At 64.2% G+C, this 17927-nt stretch carries 18 protein-coding genes; 13 read left to right on the top strand and 5 right to left on the bottom strand.

Translation table 11 applies throughout. The features are described from left to right. Nucleotides 1–106 precede the first annotated feature (106 nt). On the bottom strand, nt 107–760 hold the full coding sequence (locus N826_RS15520; RefSeq protein ID WP_044430301.1) for a hydrolase: 654 nt from the start codon (nt 758–760) through the stop codon (nt 107–109). 154 nt (nt 761–914) lie between these two features. Here N826_RS15520 and N826_RS15515 point away from each other — a divergent pair, with 154 nt between their 5' ends. From N826_RS15515 to N826_RS15505, 3 genes are all read left to right on the top strand, one after another. Next, nucleotides 915–1811 (top strand): LysR family transcriptional regulator, encoded by an 897-nt coding sequence (locus N826_RS15515; protein WP_044430300.1) that lies wholly within the window; start codon nt 915–917, stop codon nt 1809–1811. Nucleotides 1812–2177: 366 nt separating this feature from the next. Continuing rightward, nucleotides 2178–2513 carry a hypothetical protein gene (locus N826_RS15510; protein WP_044430297.1) on the top strand — a complete coding sequence of 112 codons (336 nt, stop codon included), beginning with the start codon at nt 2178–2180 and terminating at the stop codon, nt 2511–2513. A 69-nt stretch (nt 2514–2582) separates the two neighbouring features. Further along, nucleotides 2583–4304 carry a dihydroxy-acid dehydratase gene (locus N826_RS15505; protein ID WP_044430294.1) on the top strand — a complete coding sequence of 574 codons (1722 nt, stop codon included), beginning with the start codon at nt 2583–2585 and terminating at the stop codon, nt 4302–4304. 57 nt (nt 4305–4361) lie between these two features. Here N826_RS15505 and N826_RS15500 read toward each other — a convergent pair whose 3' ends face one another. Further along, nucleotides 4362–5654, bottom strand: coding sequence for a serine hydrolase domain-containing protein (locus tag N826_RS15500; RefSeq protein WP_211099295.1), 1293 nt, complete (start codon nt 5652–5654; stop codon nt 4362–4364). A 261-nt stretch (nt 5655–5915) separates the two neighbouring features. Here N826_RS15500 and N826_RS15495 point away from each other — a divergent pair, with 261 nt between their 5' ends. Genes N826_RS15495 through N826_RS15475 form a run of 5 tightly spaced genes read left to right on the top strand, consistent with a single transcriptional unit; the run spans nt 5916 to nt 10306 of the window. After that, the gene (locus tag N826_RS15495) at nt 5916–6755 is read left to right on the top strand and encodes a cytochrome c oxidase subunit II (protein ID WP_044430291.1); all 840 of its coding nucleotides are present in this window, start codon (nt 5916–5918) and stop codon (nt 6753–6755) included. Nucleotides 6756–6785: 30 nt separating this feature from the next. Continuing rightward, nucleotides 6786–8594: a cytochrome c oxidase subunit I gene (locus tag N826_RS15490; protein WP_044430288.1), complete on the top strand. Its 1809-nt coding sequence runs from the start codon at nt 6786–6788 to the stop codon at nt 8592–8594. Continuing rightward, nucleotides 8591–9250 carry a cytochrome c oxidase subunit 3 gene (locus N826_RS15485; protein WP_044430285.1) on the top strand — a complete coding sequence of 220 codons (660 nt, stop codon included), beginning with the start codon at nt 8591–8593 and terminating at the stop codon, nt 9248–9250. The genes N826_RS15490 and N826_RS15485 overlap by 4 nt, the downstream gene beginning before the upstream one ends. Before the next feature lie 30 nt (nt 9251–9280). Further along, complete coding sequence (locus N826_RS15480; RefSeq protein ID WP_044430282.1) at nt 9281–9979, top strand: heme-copper oxidase subunit III family protein; 699 nt, start codon at nt 9281–9283, stop codon at nt 9977–9979. 9 nt (nt 9980–9988) lie between these two features. Beyond that, nucleotides 9989–10306 (top strand): cytochrome C oxidase subunit IV family protein, encoded by a 318-nt coding sequence (locus tag N826_RS15475; RefSeq protein WP_044430281.1) that lies wholly within the window; start codon nt 9989–9991, stop codon nt 10304–10306. A gap of 34 nt (nt 10307–10340) precedes the next feature. Here N826_RS15475 and N826_RS15470 read toward each other — a convergent pair whose 3' ends face one another. Then, nucleotides 10341–11471, bottom strand: coding sequence for a hypothetical protein (locus tag N826_RS15470; RefSeq protein ID WP_147040643.1), 1131 nt, complete (start codon nt 11469–11471; stop codon nt 10341–10343). A gap of 939 nt (nt 11472–12410) precedes the next feature. On the opposite strand from N826_RS15470, the gene N826_RS15465 reads away from it, so the two are divergent. Genes N826_RS15465 through N826_RS15450 form a run of 4 tightly spaced genes read left to right on the top strand, consistent with a single transcriptional unit; the run spans nt 12411 to nt 14789 of the window. Continuing rightward, nucleotides 12411–13286, top strand: a complete 876-nt coding sequence (locus N826_RS15465) for a helix-turn-helix domain-containing protein (protein WP_169789356.1) — start codon at nt 12411–12413, stop codon at nt 13284–13286. Next, entirely contained in the window at nt 13228–13695 is a 468-nt protein-coding gene (locus N826_RS15460; protein ID WP_044430277.1) for a hypothetical protein, read from the top strand. The genes N826_RS15465 and N826_RS15460 overlap by 59 nt, the downstream gene beginning before the upstream one ends. A gap of 13 nt (nt 13696–13708) precedes the next feature. Further along, the gene (locus N826_RS15455; RefSeq protein WP_044430275.1) at nt 13709–14044 is read left to right on the top strand and encodes a hypothetical protein; all 336 of its coding nucleotides are present in this window, start codon (nt 13709–13711) and stop codon (nt 14042–14044) included. A 46-nt stretch (nt 14045–14090) separates the two neighbouring features. Continuing rightward, entirely contained in the window at nt 14091–14789 is a 699-nt protein-coding gene (locus N826_RS15450; RefSeq protein WP_052831374.1) for a Crp/Fnr family transcriptional regulator, read from the top strand. Nucleotides 14790–14816: 27 nt separating this feature from the next. Here the strand turns inward: N826_RS15450 and N826_RS15445 are convergent, their stop codons facing one another. Next, the gene (locus tag N826_RS15445; RefSeq protein WP_044430273.1) at nt 14817–15452 is read right to left on the bottom strand and encodes an NnrU family protein; all 636 of its coding nucleotides are present in this window, start codon (nt 15450–15452) and stop codon (nt 14817–14819) included. A gap of 167 nt (nt 15453–15619) precedes the next feature. On the opposite strand from N826_RS15445, the gene N826_RS15440 reads away from it, so the two are divergent. After that, entirely contained in the window at nt 15620–17038 is a 1419-nt protein-coding gene (locus N826_RS15440; RefSeq protein ID WP_044430271.1) for an Nramp family divalent metal transporter, read from the top strand. Nucleotides 17039–17063: 25 nt separating this feature from the next. Here the strand turns inward: N826_RS15440 and N826_RS15435 are convergent, their stop codons facing one another. Then, nucleotides 17064–17924: an urea carboxylase-associated family protein gene (locus N826_RS15435; protein ID WP_044430268.1), complete on the bottom strand. Its 861-nt coding sequence runs from the start codon at nt 17922–17924 to the stop codon at nt 17064–17066. Nucleotides 17925–17927: the final 3 nt, after the last annotated feature.

Below are 17927 nucleotides of genomic sequence, written 5' to 3'. Positions count from 1 at the left end.
GGCGGTGGCGAGCACGACTGCCGAGGCGTGGTGGGGATGCCGAGGCTCGATCAAGCGATCCACTTTTCGCATTCCATGCTCGAAGATCTCGGCATCCCCGCTCAGGTCATCCTGCGTTGCGGGGTACAGGCGTGTTGAGCAGCTGTTGTTCCCACAGGAACGCGATGCCGCTGCCGCCGGCATGTTGCGTGATGACTTCCGTCAGTGCTACGGCCTGATCGGCCCGAGCCCAGTCGCGTTGCCATTCGGCCGCCAGCGCAAGCCAGGTCATCATGTTCGCTCCGGCGGCGATCATGCGCTGGACGGCGACTTGATGGGCTTCGACCGAAACTCCGCCGGATGCATCGGTGATCACGGTCACGTCCCAGCCTTCGCCGAGGGCCTGGATTGCCGGCATCGCGACGCAGACTTCGGTCCACAGGCCCGCGATGACCAGCTGCTTGCGGCCCGTCGCCTTGACTGCGTCCACCACCTTCCGATCTTCCCAAGTGTTGATGAACGTACGGTCGATCACTTCCTGGCCAGGAAACACATCGGTGATCTGAGGAAAGAGGAGACCACCCCGTTCAGCGATCACGGTGGTGAGGATCGTGGGGACGCCGAAGGCCTTGGCGGCTTTCGCCAGACCTGTAGTATTGTTGATCACCATCTGCGGTTCGTGGCTGTTCACGTTCGCGAGCTGGTAAGGTTGGTGGTCGATCAATATGAGTACCGAGTCTTCTGGACGAAGAAGCGAAGCAAGCCCGTTACGAAACGTCATTGTTACATCCTTTACTGCCGTCGTGAGCGGCATTGGTATTTTCAGGAGACATGCGCCAGCAGTGGCGTTGCCTGAGAGTGACATTGCCGTTACTAGGCACGATGCGGTAGCGTCCTTTCATGCCAAGCTGTGTCGCGAAATGGGGAACGCTGGATTGGATATCGAAGAGCTGCGGACGTTCGTGGAAGTTGCCGATGCTGGCGGGGTTTCGCCCGCGGCACTCCGCCTCGGCGTATCCAAGTCGATCGTCAGTCGCCGGCTCTCCCGGCTTGAAGCGGAACTTGGCGTTCAGCTTCTGGCACGAACGACCCGCGGGGCTGCTCTCACGGAAGCCGGGGCCACTTTCCGAGACTATGCAGCCAGGGTCTGCGCCGAGATCGATATAGCCAAGGAAACGATCCTGCCCGCCGGTGACCTTCGCGGCCGCCTGCGAGTTGCCGCGCCGCTTACTTTCGGCCCGACCCACTTCGCTCCCGTGCTCGCCGAATTGGCGCGACGCCATCCCCGGCTCCAAATCCACACCTGCTACAGCGATCGCTTCGTCGATCTGATCGGGGAGGGCTACGATTGCGCGATACGGGTAGGCTATCTTCAGGACTCCAATCTGGTCGCAAGACGTGTCGGCCCGATCTTCGGGAAGCTCGTCGCCAGTCCCGACTATATCGAGGCGCATGGGTCGCCTGAGACACCGGAGGAACTCGTCGCCCATGAAGCCTTGATGCAGGGGACCGAAGCCTGGCACTTCATGGATGGCGACAAGACCGTGACGGTACGTCCGCAGGGACGCTTCAAGGCTGACAACGGCACGGCCCTGGTGGCGGCCGTAGCGGCAGGGCTAGGGATCGCGTACCTGCCCGACTGCCTCACCCATGAACATTTGGCCTCCGGAGCGCTCGTGCCGGTCATGACACGCCATCCACCACCGCCGGCAGGTGCATATATCGTCCGCCCGCCTGGTCAGCATCCCGCACGCAAGATACGGGTCCTCACTGAACTCCTGATCGAGCATTTCAGCCAGCCCCCGCACTTTGCTAGAGGCGCTCCTGTCTGATTCCAACGGCCCTGAAGCTTACCCTGTGAGTTTCGGCAGGGGTATCGGGCCTCTTCAGCCCGACGTCCAGCGTTCCGGACATGTCGAGCTTGAAGGCCGCTGGTACGATACCAGGAGCCGAAGAGTTTGACCTGCGGTCGGCAAGTGTTGGGCCACGGCCCAACCTACGAAGCAGCAGCCTGTAGGTTGGGCCGTGGCCCAACAAACGCTGTCCACACCGGTCAATGTCTTCGGCCCTCGGTATGAGCGGGCAACCAAGCCCCGGATCCGCAATGCCGCTCAATTCTCAAACGGGCTCTGAACTGATCGTTTCTCAGCCGCTCCAAAATCGGGTTACCATGCTCGAAGCCGCAACAGGAGCGACGCATGACCGACATGGAAGTCGAAAGTCCGGATACCCAGGACCCGGAGGGACTGGCGGAGAAGATAACCGAAGATCGCGGGCGGGGCCCCTCGGAGGTCCGTATACTCGGCCTGCTGGCAGCCCATGCCGACCAGTTCCTGGGGGTCCGGGAAGACCCGGAAGAGCCGGCGGGATTCGTCTACGCCTGGGCCAACGTGGTGCTGACGGACCACGGCAAGCGGCTGATGAACCATCTGCCGGAAAGCGTCGGCAGCCTGATGATCAACTACGAGAGCGGCCGCTGGCAAGTCCAGGAAGCCGGGGAAATCGTGGCCGAAGGGTTTGTTCCGTTCACCTGATCCGCCCCAAAGGCTATGCTGCCGCCCTGCGACGGCATAACGGCACGGCCGCACGGGAGGACCAGGGCGATGAACGAAGAAGAAGAAAAGAACAAGGGGCTCGGCTTCAGCCGGGGCCTCACCAATTATGGCGACCGGGGTTTCAGCCTTTATCTGCGGCGCTCTTTTGCGAGTTCCATGGGTTACAGCCGCGAGATGCTGGACCGGCCCATCGTGGGCATCGCCCATTCGGCCAGCGGCTTCAACAACTGTCACCGCCATTTCCCGGAACTGATCGAGGCGGTGAAACGCGGCGTCCTGGCCGCCGGCGCCTTGCCGGTCGAGTTCCCGACGATCTCGCTGGGCGAAGTCTTCCTCAGCCCGACCAGCCTCAAGTTCCGCAATCTCATGTCGATGGACGTCGAGGAGATGATCCGAGCCCAGCCGATGGACTCGGTCGTGCTGCTTGGCGGATGCGACAAGACGGTGCCGGCCCAGCTGATGGGGGCGGCCTCGGCCGACATCCCGGCGATCCAGCTCGTCGGCGGACCGATGTCGACCAGCCGCCACCGGGGCGAGCGCCTGGGCGCCTGCACCGACTGCCGCCGGTTCTGGGCGCGATACCGCGCCGGCGGCGTGAGCGATGAGGAAATCGATTCGGTCGAGCGCCGGCTGGCGAGCACCGCCGGTTCCTGTGCCGTGATGGGTACGGCGAGCACGATGGCGTCCCTGGCCGAAGCGCTCGGCATGATGCCGGCGGGATCGGCCGCGATCCCGGCGGTGGATGCCGACCGGCTGCGCATGGCGGAGGAAACCGGGCGGATCGCCGTGTCGCTGATCGGCTCCGACCGCCGCCCCAGCCGGATCATGACGGCGGAAGCGGTCGAGAACGCGGTCCGCGTGCTTCTGGCTCTGGGCGGCTCGACCAATGCCATCATCCACCTTGCGGCGATAGCGGGACGGCTGGGTCTTTCGGTCGATCTTGACCGGATGAACGAGTTGAGCGAGACGACGCCTGTTCTGGTCGATCTGAAGCCGACAGGCGTCGGCTATATGGAGGATCTCCACGCGGCCGGCGGCATCCCGGCGGTCCTGCGGGAGCTGCGCCCGCTCCTCCACCTGGACTGCGTCACGGTGACGGGAGAGACCATCGGCGAGCGCATCGACGCCGCCCATCCCTGGGTGGATCGGGAGATCATCCATCCGGTCGAGACCCCCGTCCGCGAAAACGGCGGGCTGGTGGCGCTTTTCGGCAATCTGGCTCCCAAGGGGTCGATCCTGAAGCGCGCCGCCGCCGATCCCGCCCTGTTCGAGCGCGAGGGACGCGCGGTCGTCTTCTCCTCCCTCGAGGATCTGGCTGCCCGGATCGACGATCCGGACCTTGACGTCGATGCCGACGACTTCCTCGTCCTCCAGAACGCCGGCCCGGTCAGCGAGGCGGCCATGCCGGAGGCCGGCTACCTGCCGATCCCGTCCAAACTGGCCCGGACCGGCGTCAAGGACATGGTGCGGATCTCGGACGCCCGGATGAGCGGCACCGCCTACGGCACCATCGTCCTGCACGTGACACCGGACGCCGCGTCGGGCGGTCCGCTGGCCCTCGTCCGCAACGGCGACCGCATCCGCCTCAGCGTCGCCGGACGTCGGCTGGAGCTGCTGGTGGACGACGCCGAACTCGATCGCCGCCGCACCGCTCTCGTCCCGGCCAAGCGTCCTCCGTCACGCGGCTACCAGCGCCTCTACGACGAGCAGATCCTGCAAGCCGACGAAGGCTGCGACTTCGCTTTCCTGCGCTCCCTCGAACGAAGCTGAGAGGGATCAGCCCGACATTCAACCTTCCAGGCCGGTCAATGTTTAAGGCCGCCGGTGTTAAATCTCCCGATAGGTCTGGGTCTCGAACTTGGTGAAGGTGTCGAGCGCCCGGGGCTCCACGAAGGGCAGTATCTGCATCAGGATGACGCCGGTGACCTTGCGCGTCGGGTCGATCCAGAAGAACGTGTTGGCGAGCCCGGCCCAGGCCATGCTGCCGGCGCTCCGTCCCGTCGGCGCCTGCTCGGTGTTGAGCATGAAGGCGGTGCTCCATTTCTTGACGATGCCGGGAAAGAACTCGGCATCGGCGGAAAGATCAGGGGTGTTGGTCGGCAGCAGCCTGACGTTCAGGGCGCCCATCTGGTTGGTGCCCATGACAGCGACGGTTTCCGGGCGCAGCACCTGCTGGCCGGTCGCGGAGCGGCCGCCGTTCAGGAACATCCGGCAGAACTTGAGATAGTCGCCGGCGGTCGAGTAGAGACCGCCGCCGCCCGCCTCGAACTCAGGGTCCTGCTTGATCTCGAAGTCGATCGGCTTCAGGGAGCCGTCGGACTGGCGGGCATGGACCTTCACCAGCCTCGCCCGCTGCGACGGGGTCAGCTTGAAGCCCGTGCTGGTCATTCCCAGCGGCGAAAAGATGTATTCGTCGAAATAGGCGCCGAGCTTTCGCCCACTGACCCGCTCGACCGCCAATCCGGCCCAGTCGATGTTGATGCCGTATTCCCAGCGGTCGCCCGGATCGAACATCAGCGGCAGTTCCAGCGACCGCTTAAGGCCGGTGGCGGTGGACGGATGGCCGGTCGCCTTCATGTAGCGGTCAAGCTCGGCATTCCAGATCGGGTAACAGAAGCCCGCGGTATGGGTCAGGAGATGGCGTAGCGTGATGGGCCGGCGGGCGGCGCGGTATCGCGGCCGGCCCGCCCTGTCGAAGCCGGTCAGGACGCGCGGCGATCCTAACTCGGGAAGTACCCCGCCGATCGGATCGTCCAGCGTCAGCCTGCCCTGCTCCACCATCTGCATCGCCGCGGTACAAGTCACCGCCTTGGTCATCGAGGCGATCCAGAAGACCGAGTCCGCCGACATGTCGACTTCCCCGTCAAGGCTGCGCTTGCCGTAGGCCGCCTCGAAGAGCGTTTCCTTGTCGGTGCCGACGGTCGCGACCAGACCGGCCACCTTGTCGGGGCCGATGGCTTGGCGGAGAACTTCATCGACACCCGCCATCCCCATCCCGGACCCGCCGGCCGCGCTTCGGGTGGCTGCCGGAGCGACCAGACCCGACGTTCCCTGCGCCGCACATCCGGCCGTGATCGCCGCGGCGCCCAGGATGACCGAGCGCCTGCTGATGTCCTTCATGATGCGTTTCCCCATAATCTTGTCGTTGCCCGCTCCGATTGTTCGGCGCAGTTGAAGGATGGCTTCCCAATACCATCAGTTGCAGATTAAACCAAGGACTGGAAGATGCAAGGTGCGATCCGGGAGTGGGAGCTTTCCTGATCCTTGCAGGAGCGAGTAAAATCCGTTATTATGGAAACTGAAGATCGCAGAGTCCAAGAGGCCCATCGGGCCGACGCCTAAATCCGTCTTTTCGAAAAAGAAGAAGCGGGGCGACGGGCTATGACTGTGGCTATCGTATTTGCCTTACTTGTCGTCGGGTCGGTCGTTTTCAGTCTGGTCAGTCCGTGGTGGTTTACGCCGCTGGCGTCCAACTGGGGGACGATCGACACGACCCTGATCATTACCTTCATGATCACCGGCGTCGTTTTCTGCGCCCTGGTCCTTTTCATGGCCTACTCCATGTTCCGGTTCCGGCACCGGGAAGGGATACGCGCCGGCTACGAACCGGAGAGCGGCAAGCTCGAACTGTGGCTGACCGGCCTGACGTCGGTCGGGATCGCGGCCATGCTGGCCCCGGGTCTGGTCGTCTGGAAGGACTACGTCACCGTTCCGCCCGATGCGGCCACGGTCGAGGTGATGGGCCAGCAATGGGGCTGGGCATTCCGCTTCCCCGGCGCCGACGGCGTCCTGGGCGCGGTGGACCCGATGCGGATCGACGCCGACAATCCTTTCGGGCTCAACCCAGACGATCCCCATGGCGGCGACGATGTCCTGGTGGAGGGCGGCGAGGTCCGGCTGCCGGTCGGCAAGCCGGTCAAGCTGCTGCTCCGGTCCGTGGACGTGCTGCACGACTTCTACGTCCCGCAGTTCCGGGCCAAGATGGACCTCGTCCCCGGCATGGTGACCTATTTCTGGTTCACGCCGACCGTGACCGGAAACTTCGAAATCCTCTGCGCGGAACTTTGTGGCGTCGGTCATTCGGCGATGCGCGGCACCGTCGTCGTCGTGGAACCGGACGCGCATCAGCCCTGGCTGGACGAATATCCGACCTTCGCCCAGGCAGTGCGGGACACCGCGCTGGCCGAGGCAGTCAGACAAGGAAACTCGATGAACCAATAAATCAGGAAACGAAAGCGGAGGAAGGGCGACATGGCTCAAACCGCGATACCGACCGGAACATATGACGATACCGACCACGACGAAGATCTGGGCGACGGCCATCACGAGCCGCGCAGCTTCATAACGAAATACATCTGGAGCCAGGATCACAAGGTCATCGCGATCCAGTATTCGATAACCGCGATGGCGGTCGGGCTGATCGCCCTGGTGCTGTCGTGGCTGATGCGGATGCAGATCGGCTTTCCCGGCAGCCTGCCCTTCATCGACCCGGAACGATACCTCCAGTTCGTCACCATGCATGGGATGATCATGGTGGTCTACCTGCTCACGGCGCTGTTCCTGGGCGGTTTCGGCAATTACCTGATCCCGCTGATGATCGGCGCCCGGGACATGGTGTTTCCCTATGTCAACATGCTGAGCTACTGGGTCTACCTACTGGCGGTCCTGGTGCTGGTCGCCAGTTTCTTCGTGCCCGGGGGTCCGACCGGGGCGGGATGGACGCTCTACCCTCCGCAGGCGATCTTGCCGGGAACGGCGGGCCGGGACTGGGGCATCATCCTGATGCTGGTTTCCCTGATCATCTTCGTCGTGGCCTTCACGATGGGCGGCCTGAACTATGTGACCACCATCCTCCAGGCGCGCACGCGCGGGATGACCATGATGCGGCTGCCGCTGACGGTCTGGGGCATCTTCGTCGCGACGATCCTGGGCCTGCTGGCCTTTCCGGCGCTGTTCGTCAGCGGCCTGATGATGCTTCTGGACCGGGTGCTGCTGACCAGCTTCTTCATGCCGACCATCACGTCGCTGGGCGAGCGGCTGAGCTATGGCGGCGGCAGTCCGCTGCTGTTCCAGCACCTGTTCTGGTTCTTCGGACACCCGGAAGTCTACATCGTGGCCCTGCCGGGCTTCGGCATCGTCTCCGACCTGATCAGCACGCATGCCCGCAAGAACATCTTCGGCTACCGGATGATGGTCTGGGCGCTGCTGGCGATCGGCGTCCTCAGCTTCGTGGTCTGGGCGCACCACATGTATGTCAGCGGCATGAACCCGTATTTCGGCTTCTTCTTCGCGACCACGACGCTGATCATCGCCGTTCCGACCGCTCTCAAGGTCTACAACTGGGTGCTGACGCTGTGGCAGGCCGACATCCACTTCACGGTCCCGATGCTGTTCTCGCTGGCCTTCATCCTGACCTTCGTGTCGGGCGGCATGTCGGGGCTCTTCCTCGGCAACGTGGTCGTGGACGTGCCGCTCTCGGATACGTATTTCGTGGTCGCGCATTTCCACATGGTCATGGGCGTGGCCCCCGTGCTGGTCATCTTCGGCGCGATCTACCACTGGTTCCCCAAGGTGACCGGGCGCATGCTGAACGACGCCTTGGGCAAGTTCCACTTCTGGGTCACCTTCCTGGGCACCTATGCGATCTTCTTCCCGATGCACTACCTGGGTTTCGTCGGCATTCCCCGGCGCTACCACGACTTCGAGGGGATCGCCTTCATCCCGGACTCGGCGCGCGAACTGAACGCCTTCATCACGGTCGCGGCCTTGGTCGTCGGAGCCGCCCAACTGGTCTTCCTGTTCAACATGGCGTGGAGCGGTTTCCGCGGCAGGCCCGCCGGCTCCAATCCCTGGAACGCGACGACGCTGGAATGGCAGACGCCGGAAACGCCACCAGGGCACGGCAACTGGGGGCCGAGGCAGCCCGTGGTCTACCGCTGGGCCTACGACTACAGCGTCCCCGACGCTGAACAGGATTTCCTGCCGCAGAATTATCCGCGCCCGGCCGGCGACGGCCTGAACCCCGAAGCGCCCCCGGAACAGGGGGGCCTCCTGAGATGACCATCTTCGGAACGCTGGCGGCCAAGCCCTGGCTCGAAAGCGGCAGCGGAGAGTTCCCGCCATCCGGCAGGTTGCGGATACCGACGGGGAGGCTGGGCCTCATCTTCTTTCTCATCGTGATCTCGGTGCTGTTCGTCCTGCTGGGCACCGCCTATGTCATGCGCATGGGGTTCGGCGACTGGGTGCCGCTGGACGAACCACCTGTCCTCTGGCTGAACACGCTGGCCCTGGTGCTGAGCAGCGCCGCCTTCCAGGGCGCCTGGATCGGCGTGCGGCGGAACCGTCCCGCCGGCGCCACGGCCGGACTATACGCCGGAGGGCTGTTCGCGGCCCTCTTCCTGGCCGGACAGCTCGTGGCCTGGAGACAGCTCGACGGCCTCGGATACTACGTCGCCTCCAATCCGGCCAACACCTTCTTCTACCTGCTGTCGGCCCTGCACGGACTGCACCTGCTCGGCGGGATGGCCGCCTGGGGGCGTGCCGCCGCCAGACTGCGCCATGCAGGCAGCGCCGCCGAGCTACGGCCGGCGGTCGAGCTTTGCGCCCTCTACTGGCACTTTCTGCTGGTCGTCTGGCTGGCGCTGTTCGGCCTGCTGCTGGCGGACAACGGTGGAGCGGATGCGGTGTTGCAGCCCCTTCCGCACGGGATGCATTAGCGGCGGAAGCCAGAACCGGGGAGTTGAGGCATGGCTCATCAAGGGACTGCCGGATATACCGCCGGCCCCTCGGCCCAGGCCGAAGGCTGGCAGGAGATCGTCACGGACCTTTCCGCGGACCGGAAGGCGTTCAGGAACGTCCCCTGGGGAAAAGCCATGATGTGGCTTTTCCTTCTCAGCGACACCTTCGTCTTCGGGTGTTTCCTGACGTCCTACATGTCGGTCCGGATGTCGAACACCGTGGCATGGCCGAACCCGAGCGAGGTCTTCGCCCTGACCATCGGCGGTGCGCATATCCCGCTCATCCTGATCGCCATCATGACCTTCGTCCTGATCAGCAGCAGCGGCACCATGGCGATGGCGGTCAACTTCGCATACCGGCGCGACCGCGCCCGAACGGCAGCGCTCATGCTGGCAACGGCGGCGCTGGGGGCCACCTTCGTCGGCATGCAGGCCTTCGAGTGGACCAAGCTGATCTCCGAAGGCGTCCGGCCATGGGCCAACCCGTTCGGTGCGGCGCAGTTCGGCTCGACCTTCTTCATGATCACCGGCTTCCACGGCCTCCATGTCTCGGCCGGCGTGATCTACCTCTCGGTCGTGGCTTTGAAGGTCGCCCGCGGCGACTACGAGCGGAAGGGCAATTATCAGATCGTCGAGATCGCCGGACTGTACTGGCATTTCGTCGATCTGGTCTGGGTCTTCATCTTCGCCTTCTTTTACCTGTGGTGAGAGGACGCCATGGATCACGCCGAGAATCAGAGCCATCCGATCGGGGTTTACCTGAAGGTATGGGGATTACTGTTCGTCCTCAGCACGCTGTCCTATCTGGTGGATTATTTTCACGTTCAGGGATACCTGCGCTGGTTCCTGATAATCATCTTCATGCTGCTGAAGGCGGGACTGATCGTCGCCGTATTCATGCATCTGCAATGGGAACGGCTGGTGCTTCGCTACGTCATCCTGCTGCCGCCTCTGCTGCTGCTGGTCCTGGTGGCGCTGATGGTCTTCGAATCCGACTACGTCCTGCTGACGCGCGTCCTATCGCTCGGATCGTGACGGGCGAGGCGTGACGGGGAGGAGCCGGGTCCCCTCAGCCCACCTTGGCGGCTGCGGCGATCCGTGGCGCACTCTCGACCACGCCGAACCGCCGACGCCGCCGGTCGTTGCGCAGTTCGTTGAGGTCTTCCCGCTCGACCGGGCGGAACTCGTCGGTGCCCGAATCTCCCGACAGCCGGGCGTATTCCGACGCGTCGTCCTCGACCTGACGGTTGGCGCGCTGGACCTCCCGCATCATCTCGGCGGAAGGCTTCATCACGAACAGGATATCGTCCTTGCGGCGGGCGACCATCTGGTCCTCGCACTCGACCTCCGCCAACAGCCCTCGTTCCTGAAGCACTTCGACCGCCCGGCGCACGCGCGCCAGCATGCTGCGGGTCTTCTTCCAGACGGCCATGCCCGAATCGCGCCGGATCTCGGTGGCGAGCATCTGCTGGACGTCGCGGCCGTTGCTGGCGATCTCCTGGTGAAGCCGCTTGTAGAGCCAGCGGGCGATCGGGTCGCGGATCTCCATCAGCAACTCGTAGCTGACTTGGCGGAAGGCGAGGCGCCGGATCGCGTCGGCCACCATCGGGTTGAATTCCACGAAGGTCTCGGCATCGTCGCTGTCGTTCCGCGTCCGCATGCCGATCACGGGGAACGCCGACGCGGACAGCAGGCGCTTGCTGTCTTCCAGCGCGTGGATGCCGACGGGGCACTCGTTCAGGATCAGGATGGCCTGCTTGATCTCGGACGTGTTGTAGCTGTGCTTGACGCGGGCCAGTTCCTCCCGAACCTCGTAGAGCGAGAACGGGAAACGCACCTTGCTGTCCTGAAGGCTCAGCCTGCCCTTCTCGGCGGCCAGGCGGCGGATCACTTCCTCGACGATCTGCTCCCGCTCGCCCGGATAGCGGGTGCGGAGCGTGCCGTCCTCGTCCTTCATGACGGTCGGCTTGATCGTGATGCGGTAGCGCTTGCCGGCGAAGGAGAATTCCCGCTCGATCAGCTTCCTCTGGCCGTCCTCGTCGCCGTTGGTGTCGAAGACGAACCGGGGCGCCAGATCGTAGAGCGCCACCATCTTCGTGTGCCGAGGATCCTCCTCCTCGAAGATAACGAACTGGAGAACGTGCTGTTTGCCTTCCGTCGTCACCGCCGCCGCTCCCTGATCCACTAAACGCGCCTTCACCACTTCCGCCTGTCATAAATGACCCAAACGCCAATGTGGTGATAGCCCAAATCCGACCACCGCCCCTGAAACCCACCGGGCAGTTCTGTGGGTTTCAGGGGCGGTGGTCGGATCGGCCGGGATCGAACCGGGATTGAGGGTCCTCGGACTCATCCGCCCCACCAACCCACAGGACCTGACGCCTTCGAGGAGATGCCCGAGTGCCCGATCGAGGGCCAAGCTGGCTTTCCAGGGAGTTTCAGGCGACTCGCCGGGCCTGGCGCGCGCGGAGTCGGTAGGTTCCAAGGGCGGATACGCGCCCTGGGCTCGGGGCTTTCACAGCCTCCGAACACGGTCCTGCCTGTCGGCGCCGACTCAGGACAGGGTTTGCAGCCTCCGCTCCATCGATTCGCAGAATCGGGAAGGCCGCGGGTCGGCGTCGAAGGACGGCAGCAGGAGTCACTCGCCCCGCAAACCCACACAAATGCCCCTGAAACCTACCGGACGCGCCCCGCAGACCGACACATCCGCCCCGTAAACCCACCGATCCGCCCTTCAAACCCACATAGCCGACTCTCAAACCTACAGGGCTGGCGTTTGACTCGGGATGGCGAAGGGCGTTGGAGTGTAGCCGACGAAGGTCCAGCCATCCGGCGCGGCCCTTCGGACGATCTATCCGGAAACTTGGCCCGAAACCAAGCCGGAAGCCAGGAAGCGAAAGGCGAAATTAGCGAAAGCTGACAATGGATTAGGGCAGTGCCCTGTGAAAACGGAAAGAGCCCGCCTGCCAGGGCGAGCTCTTCCGTGAACCGAAACGACGGGACGGACCCGGCATACGGCTACAGTTGACGCTTTGACCGTACCGCCAATCCGGACTCCAGAACAAGTGGGAAATGCCAGTTTCCCACAACGATGGAGTTTTGCCCGTCGTCGTCGAAGCATCGAACGACGGAGAGACCCATGGAGTCACCGGAAGGGATTTCAGGTCGTTGGGGAGTCGTGCGCGCCGAATGGCTGTTCAATCCCGATGTCGGGGTGGACGAGTTCGCGCTGCTGGCTTGCCTCTCGACATACCAAGACAAGGCCGGGCTGTGCTGGCCCAGCCAATCGACCCTTGCCGCACGGCTGAAGCGGTCGCGGCCCTGGATCATCAAGGTCCTGAACCGGCTCGAACAACTGGGCCTGATCGAACGCACCCGCCGCCTGCGCGGCGACGGCGGGCTGCGGTCATGCCTGTACCGGATCGTCCCGTCCGAAGCTTGCGCGATCGGCATCGCGGCGGACGCGGTGCCAGAACATGCTTCGTCAGGTCCTAGGCATGACAGGGGCTGTCACGGCGATGACATGAATCAGACTCATCCGATTCAAGAAAGAATCTCTCTTCCGCGTGAGGCGGAGCGAGTTTCTAGCGGTGTCGCAAAGCCGGTCCCGGACGACTGGACACCCAGCGCCCAGGATCTTGCCTGGGCCGCCGAAACGCATCCCGGTATCGACGCGGAAGCCTTGACCAAGGCCTTCGTCACCGGCTGCCGGGCCAAGGGCTATCGCTACATCGACGTCGGCTGCGCGTGGCGCGGCTGGTTCGCCAATCAGGAAAGATGGAGGCGGGAACGTGAGGGAAACAGCCATGACGGTGCAGGCGAGAGAGCAAAACCCTCACGCGGCAAGGGAACCGGCCGGAGCGGGAATCCGTCCGGCGCGCCCGGTAAGGCTGGTGCCGAACACCGGACGGGCGCTGACCTCGCCGGTCGCAACGCCGCCGAAGCGGATGCTTGCCTTGAGCGAATCCTGGCACGAAGAACCGGGCATCCACCTGCCGGAAACGGTCCGGGCTGATCTTGCCGACGGTCTGCCGGCAGCCCTCGACATGGCCCGGCGCGACCTGGAACCCGGCAGTCCCGCGGAAGTCCTGGCGTCGCTGGCGGTCTTGGCGAACCGGCGTGGCTTCGAAATGCCGACGGGGCTGTCTCTCGACCTCGACGTCGAACTGATGGCCGAATGGCCGCGCGATCTGTTCGTGAAGGCGTTTCGCGGCGTCTGGGAAACCTTCGCCTACAGGAGGATGCCGGAAGTCGCGGATTTCCGTAGGCATATCGAAGGCGACCTTGCCGAACGGCGCTCGCGCCTCGCCAAGCTGGAGGAAATCCGCCTCAGGCTGGAGACGATCCGCCTCCGCGAGCACTGGGACGCCGAATCCCGGAAACGGCGGACCGTGCCGAGGGTTGATAGGGTCAGTTCGGACTGAAAGATGACGATGGATGTATCCGCAGACACCTGACGGACGGTATTTCGTGGTGCGCGGCCGACTGTGGCGCCTGAGCGATCCCCGGCTGGAACCGGCCGAGCGTGAACGGCTGGTCCGCGACCTGATGGCGGCCCGGCGGTCCGTCCGCGACGCCAAGGGCGACGCAGAAGCGATGAAGCAGGCGAGAAGCCGCGTCGACGAGGCGAAACGGGCGCTGGGCGAGCGCGGTCCCGTGTGGTGGACCGACGGTGCCCCCGACTACAACAGGCACATGGCGGTCAATACGCCGTATGAAGGCTGGTTTCGCTCACTTGATTCCGAACCCGGCGATTCCAAGCCGGGTCGTTGACTGCTATGAAGGGCCTTCGGCAACCCGTATGGAGCGCGGATTCGATATGGCTACGAACCTTGCCGACATGGCTCCGCGCGACGTGGCGATCCTGCGGAACCTCCCTCTGTTCCAGCAGGTGCCGGAGCCGGTGCTGGCCTCGCTCATGGCGACGGCGACGATCCGCTCGGTCGAGCGCGGCACCGACCTGTTCGTCCAGGGAGATCCCGCGGACCGATTCTTCGTCGTGCTGGAAGGCTGGGTGAAGCTGTACCGGATCAACCGAGAAGGATCGGAAGCGGTGGTTGCCATGGTCAATTCCGGCGAAACCTTCGCCGAGGCGGCCATGTTCGCCCAGGGCAATTTCCCCGTCTGTGCGCAGGCGGTCACGGACCTTCGCGTGGTATCGATCACCGCCCACGCCTTCGCCCGCTGCGTCCAGGCCGATGTCGGGACCGCCTTCGCGATGCTCGGATCGATGTCGATGCGCCTGCGCACCCTGGTCCAGCAGATCGAGCAGCTTCAGATCCAGTCCGCTCCCCAGCGGGTCGCCAGCTTCCTGCTCAAGCTGTGTCCGGCAGACGAGGGGAACGCGACGTTCACGCTGCCGGTCGAAAAATCCCTGGTGGCGCGCAGGTTGGGCATCCAGCCGGAAACCTTCTCGCGAGCCCTCGCCAAGCTGAAGCCGGTCGGCGTCGAGGTGCAGGGCGCCGTGGTGTCCATCGCGGACATCGACGCGCTCCGCGACTATTGCCAGGACGATTGACGGCGCTGCGGTACGGGATTGACCGGCTCAATGAAGATAGGCGAGCGGGTCCGGGCCGATCACGAGCGGGTGGAGCAACAGCAGCACCGCCCATAGAACAGCCGTTAGAAGCAGGCGGCTCCAGCCGATCTCGCTCCAGACGAAGCTCTGGCGTCCCCGGAGGATGCCGGAAAACGGCAGGATTCCGGAACGGCGCCGAGCCGGGCTGGCGATGCTCCAGTTCTTTATGAGCGAGAACAGGGCTATCGCGGCCATGCCGGCGAAGAGGACGACTTGCCGCGCTCCCCCCAGCGACGCGAGATGCAGCGATGTCCAGAGCAGGACCGCGAAGCTGCCGGGCACTGCGGTGAGCCGGTAGATGCCGGTCGGTTCGGCCGTTTTCGCAGGTGTCGTTAGCCGGCCGACCAGCAGGAACAGGGGGACCGGCATGCCCAAGACGGCGAAGGCCTTGGCCTCGGCAGTTGGAAAATAGAACCACAGGCCAGGATCGGCCGTCCGGTAGCTCCAGACCACCAGCACCAGCGCCGCGATCGACACGGCGGAGTAGGTGGACAGGAACAGCCGGCGTCCCAATGCGTCGATCAGGCTCGACCGGATTGCCGGAACGCCCGGAACGACATGGCTGGCGATCATGAAGAGCGTTGCGGGGATCAGGGTTTCCATGGCAGCCGCTTCGGAGTGAAAAATCGGCCGGAGTGTCGGGCGTCACGCCGTCGATTTCCTTGACCGGAGTCAATCATACCCCTCGACCGGATCGATTCTATGGTTTCCGCGTTTCCCTTGCTGCGGCCGCATTTTCCAAGAAGCCGTAAGGGAGGGCACAAAAACCGATGAGCACCAATGCGATAGCAGCCGAGAACTACGCGGCTGACGACGACGATCCCTATCACCTTACCCCGGAAGGCATCAAGGAGCCGCCCGTCGGGTGGAAGCACAGCCTGAAGCACCTCGGGCCGGGCTTGATCCTCAGCGCGTCCATCGTCGGATCGGGCGAACTCATCGCGACCACTACCCTGGGAGCACAGGCGGGCTTCGCCCTGCTCTGGATGGTCATCTTCAGCACCCTGGTCAAGGTGGCGGTGCAGGTCGAACTGGCGCGCTGGACCATCTCGACCGGCCAGCCGGCGCTGACCGGCTACAACAAGGTGCCGCCGAAGATCGGGCCGGTCGGCTGGATCAACCTGCTCTGGGTCCTGATGGCGTTGTCCAAGATCCTTCAGATCGGCGGCATCGTCGGGGGAACCGCCGCGGCGTTCAGTATTCTGATGCCGATCGGCGGCGATCCGTTCAGCGGCATGTCGCTCACGGTCTGGACGATCATCGTGGCGGGATCGAGCATCGCGCTTCTGTACTCCAACAGCTACAGCCTGATCGAGCGGGGCGCCGTCCTGCTGGTCGTGGTCTTCAGCATCGCCACCATCGTGATCGCCCTGGGGCTTCCCTTCACGCCCTATGGCTACGATGCGAACGATATCGTCAGCGGACTCACCTTCGCCATTCCGGCCGGAGCCATCGGGGCCGCCATCGCGATGTTCGGAATCACCGGCGTCGGCGCCGACGAGCTGACCTTCTACACCTACTGGTGCGTCGAGAAAGGCTATGCCCGGTATGTCGGTCCGGCCGACGGCAGCGAGGAATGGGTGCGGCGCGCCAACGGCTGGATCAGCGTCATGTATAAGGACGCCTTGGTGTCCTGGCTGATCTACACCTTCGGCACGCTGGCATTCTTCCTGATGGGAGCGTCGGTCCTTCACCCGCAGGGGCTGGTGCCGAAGGGCAACGATATGATCGTCACCCTGTCGCGGATGTATACCGATACGCTTGGCGAGTGGGCGGGCGTGATCTTCCTGGTCGGCGCCATCGCCGTGCTGGGTTCGACCTTGTGGGCGGCGGTTCCGAGCTGGGCGCGCATGTACGCCAACTTCCTGTCAGTGATCGGCGTGATCGACTGGCAGAACACGAAGTCGCGCCTGCGCACGATCCGCGCCTTTACCGTGGCGCTCCCGATCATCTGGGGTGCGGCGTATCTGTTCATCCAGTCGCCGGTCCTGATGGTCCAGGCAGGCGGCGTGATGACCGGCGTCTTCCTGCTCGGCGTCGTCGTGGCGGTCTGGTATCTGCGCAAGACCGAAACGGACCCTCGCATCTACGGCGGCGGCCTGTTCAACGCCGTCCTGGTCGTCAGCAGCGTCGCCATCGTTCTGCTCGGCATCTACACCGCGCTCAACGTATTCGGTTTCTTCAGGTAAACGAAGAAGGCGGAGAGTCACGGCCTCAGGGGCCGTGACTCCGATCGTATCCGCTGCGCGGGGGCGATGTCCATCCGCGCGGCGGTTCGGCTGGTTTGTAGACTTCCACCAGCAGCGGGTGGCAAGAGGCCGCGTCGCTCGAATGCTCGGAGCTGCAATCGCCGCCCGGACAGGCCGACAGGGCGCCGAGAAGATCGATTTCCGCAAAGAACTCAAGGAAATCCCCCGGCCTCACCGGGCTGGCCTTCATGAAATACTGCCCGGTATCGCGGGTGAACCCGGTACACATGAAGACGTTCAGCACATCGTGGACCGCCGCTTCCACGCTCTCGCGCGGCTTGTCCAGCCGGTCGGCCAGGGCGCGCGTCAGGTTCGAGTGGCAGCAGTGATGATAATCGTCGCCGGCTAAAAGCCGGTGCGTATAGGGATCGCACCGCGTCCCGATCACGTCATGCACCGATCCGCCCCATTCGTCGAAGCCGTACCAGTCCAGGGTATCTTCCGTGATCGTCGCCATCGGCCGCAGATACGGCAAGGACGACCACAGGCGGTCCCCGGTCGAAAGATGGGTCCCATGGAGCGCCCGCGTCTTGCCCGAATAGAAGCGCTCATGAAGATCGTGCAGTGCCCACAGATTGAGATCGCCGACCTGCGGGCCTTCGATGCTGGCGATGCGGAAGAAGCACCCTGCTGGCACGTCGAAGCAACTCGCCTCGCGCGGCGGCACGATGGTTTCCGACAGCTTTTCCCAGCCGGTTCGGGCGGCGCGGTAGGACGGCAGATCAGGCTGTACCAGGCTGTCGACCGGATAGCAGATCACGGGCCTGACCTTCCGGCGCTCATCCGCGTCGGGGGGTTTCGGATGCTCGTACTGTTCAAGCTTCATCGG

This window comes from Skermanella aerolata KACC 11604 (assembly GCF_000936425.1).
GTDB lineage: Bacteria > Pseudomonadota > Alphaproteobacteria > Azospirillales > Azospirillaceae > Skermanella > Skermanella aerolata.
Note: the sequence above shows the minus strand (reverse complement) of the source record. Positions and strands in the feature narration are given on the sequence as shown.

Coding starts and splice junctions, on each gene's coding strand:
- N826_RS15520 (WP_044430301.1), bottom strand. CDS start 760: ATGACGTTTCGTAACGGGCTTGCTTCGCTTCTTCGTCCAGAAGACTCG.
- N826_RS15510 (WP_044430297.1), top strand. CDS start 2,178: ATGACCGACATGGAAGTCGAAAGTCCGGATACCCAGGACCCGGAGGGA.
- N826_RS15505 (WP_044430294.1), top strand. CDS start 2,583: ATGAACGAAGAAGAAGAAAAGAACAAGGGGCTCGGCTTCAGCCGGGGC.
- N826_RS15500 (WP_211099295.1), bottom strand. CDS start 5,654: ATGAAGGACATCAGCAGGCGCTCGGTCATCCTGGGCGCCGCGGCGATC.
- N826_RS15495 (WP_044430291.1), top strand. CDS start 5,916: ATGACTGTGGCTATCGTATTTGCCTTACTTGTCGTCGGGTCGGTCGTT.
- N826_RS15490 (WP_044430288.1), top strand. CDS start 6,786: ATGGCTCAAACCGCGATACCGACCGGAACATATGACGATACCGACCAC.
- N826_RS15485 (WP_044430285.1), top strand. CDS start 8,591: ATGACCATCTTCGGAACGCTGGCGGCCAAGCCCTGGCTCGAAAGCGGC.
- N826_RS15480 (WP_044430282.1), top strand. CDS start 9,281: ATGGCTCATCAAGGGACTGCCGGATATACCGCCGGCCCCTCGGCCCAG.
- N826_RS15475 (WP_044430281.1), top strand. CDS start 9,989: ATGGATCACGCCGAGAATCAGAGCCATCCGATCGGGGTTTACCTGAAG.
- N826_RS15465 (WP_169789356.1), top strand. CDS start 12,411: ATGGAGTCACCGGAAGGGATTTCAGGTCGTTGGGGAGTCGTGCGCGCC.
- N826_RS15455 (WP_044430275.1), top strand. CDS start 13,709: ATGTATCCGCAGACACCTGACGGACGGTATTTCGTGGTGCGCGGCCGA.
- N826_RS15450 (WP_052831374.1), top strand. CDS start 14,091: ATGGCTACGAACCTTGCCGACATGGCTCCGCGCGACGTGGCGATCCTG.
- N826_RS15445 (WP_044430273.1), bottom strand. CDS start 15,452: ATGGAAACCCTGATCCCCGCAACGCTCTTCATGATCGCCAGCCATGTC.
- N826_RS15440 (WP_044430271.1), top strand. CDS start 15,620: ATGAGCACCAATGCGATAGCAGCCGAGAACTACGCGGCTGACGACGAC.
- N826_RS15435 (WP_044430268.1), bottom strand. CDS start 17,924: ATGAAGCTTGAACAGTACGAGCATCCGAAACCCCCCGACGCGGATGAG.